Annotated in this window: 3 protein-coding genes; all 3 read left to right on the forward strand. The window is 66.4% G+C overall.

Annotated elements, in window-relative coordinates; genetic code table 11:
- Positions 1-141: 141 nt before the first annotated feature.
- The 3 genes from G0Q01_RS24525 (at position 142) to G0Q01_RS24535 (ending at position 2,046) form a co-directional block, all read left to right on the forward strand.
- Positions 142-507 carry a head decoration protein gene (locus G0Q01_RS24525; protein WP_164213940.1) on the forward strand — a complete coding sequence of 122 codons (366 nt, stop codon included), beginning with the start codon at positions 142-144 and terminating at the stop codon, positions 505-507.
- Between the two features lie 79 nt (positions 508-586).
- Positions 587-1,624 carry a major capsid protein gene (locus G0Q01_RS24530; RefSeq protein ID WP_164213941.1) on the forward strand — a complete coding sequence of 346 codons (1,038 nt, stop codon included), beginning with the start codon at positions 587-589 and terminating at the stop codon, positions 1,622-1,624.
- Between the two features lie 59 nt (positions 1,625-1,683).
- Positions 1,684-2,046, forward strand: a complete 363-nt coding sequence (locus tag G0Q01_RS24535) for a hypothetical protein (RefSeq protein WP_164213942.1) — start codon at positions 1,684-1,686, stop codon at positions 2,044-2,046.
- Positions 2,047-2,124 lie beyond the last annotated feature (78 nt).

The following is a 2,124-nucleotide window of genomic DNA, read 5'->3' on the forward strand; positions in this document are numbered from 1 at the left end:
CACCGACCTTGATGCGCCGGCACCCGGCGCTTCGGCCGCCGCGCCCTCGATGAAGGATCGCATGGCAGCCCGCTTCAACTGATCCGGCGCGGGGGCTTTCTCCGCGCTTTTCTTTGACCTCTGGCAGAAAGGAAGTCCCCGATGCCTCCCCTTACTGAAGGCCGCACCGCCGGCGATTTCGTGTTGTTCGACCAGGCCGAGTATTCCCGGGAGTCTGCGGTGATTGGCGCTGGTGCCGACCTGCAGCCCGGCACCGTGCTTGGCAAGATCACGGCCTCCGGCAAATACGTCCGCTGCGACACCGCCGCCACAGACGGCTCGCAGACGCCGGTGGCGGTGCTGCGCACCGAAGCACGCGCTGCCTCGGCCGACGTCACCGCAGTGATCCAGGCGCGCCATACCCGCGTGCGACGCTTCGGGCTGATCTTCGACGCGAGCTTTGCCACCGAGGCGGACCGCAATGGCGCCTGCGCGGCGCTCAAAGAGCTCGGCATTCTCGCGACCTGACCCGTCCTCGGTGCCGGGGCCCGCCCGGCACCGCCGTCCCGCCGCGCGGAAGCGCACCATTCGATGAAAGGAGAGCCCGATGGCTCATTATGATATCTTCAAGGGCGATGGCTTCTCCGCCATGACGCTCGGCGACTCCATCCGCGTCGTCCCCAACCAGTGGGGTCTGGTGAGCGGCATGGGTGTCTTCGCCGCCAAGCCGATCCGCGGCACCAAGTTCTCGGTCGAGATGATCAACGGCGTCATCCAGCTGGTGAACTCCTCCGAGCGCAGCACGCCGCTGCCCGGCGCGAGCACCCGCAAGGCCAAGCTGGTGGACTTCTCGACCAAGCGCTTTGGTCTCAAGGCCCGGATCACCGCCGACGACATCGACAACATCCGCGCCTATGGCTCCGAGACCGAGCTCAAGCAGGCGCAGGACGAGGTGATGGAGCGCCAGATCGAGCTGCGCGGCTCGCTGGACATCACCCGCGAATATCACCGCGTCTGCGCGCTGCAGGGCATCGTGCTCGATGCCGACGGCTCGCAGCTCTGGGACCTTTTCGACAAGTTCGAGATCAGCCGGAAGTCCGTCGACTTCACGCTCGGCACCGGCACCACCGATCTCGCCGCGAAGTGCCGTGCAGTGACGCGCCACGTCCGGACCAACCTCAAGGGCGATGTGATGACGGCCGTCATGGGTCTGATCCATCCCGACTTCACCGACAAGCTGATGGGGCACGCGGACTTCAAGGACCGCTACAAGTACTTTCAGAACACCAACGGCGGCGATCCGCTGCGCGACGACAAATCGGACGGCTTCGAGTTCGGCGGCATCACCTGGAAGGAATACCTCGGCGAGGCGGACGTGCCGCAGGAAGACGGCACCGTGGTGACCCGTAACTTCATTCCCGAGGCGGAGGCGAGCTTCTTCCCGGTTGGTACCCGCCAGACGTTCCGCACCTTCAACGGCTCGCCTGACTATGTCGGTCTCGCGAACACGCCGGGGCAGGAGTTCTACTCGAAGGTCATCTACGACCGCGACGAAGAGCGCTTCGTCGACGTCGAGGCGATGATGCAGAACGCGCAGATTTGCACCCGCCCGGCCGTCCTGGTTCGCGGTTACACCTCGAACTGATCCCGATAACCCCGCCTCGGCGCCGCGTGCGCCGGGGCCCCGTTCCCTGGAGTGACCCCATGGCGAAGAAAACCAGCACCGAACTCGTCCGCGTCAAGATGACCGGCGAGTTTACCTACAAGCTCGACGGCTCGTCGAAGCGCACCCTGCCCAAGGGCTGGGCGGGCGCGGTCCCCACCTCGATTGCGGAACTGATCGAGAAAGATGGGGTCGGCGCGCGCGAGGCCGACGGCGAGGCGGTGGCCACGCCGAAGAAGGCCGCGCCGAAAAAAGCGACTGCGACCAAGAGCGGCGCAGCCGGCCAGGCCGCGACCAGCGCCACAGTGGCAGGTGCGGCATCGACAAGCGCCGTCGCTGCCTCATCCACGACCACCGGAGTGGTCGCGGGCGCCAGCGCGGCCGATACCGGCGCCGCGGACTGAGCGCGATGGACCCGTTTCTTCGCAGCGTCGAAGAGACCTTCCGGCGTCACGGGATCGAGGCTGTCCTCGATCCCGAGG

Origin of the sequence: Salipiger sp. PrR007 (assembly GCF_010499845.1) — a bacterium.
Lineage (GTDB): Bacteria > Pseudomonadota > Alphaproteobacteria > Rhodobacterales > Rhodobacteraceae > Salipiger > Salipiger pacificus_A.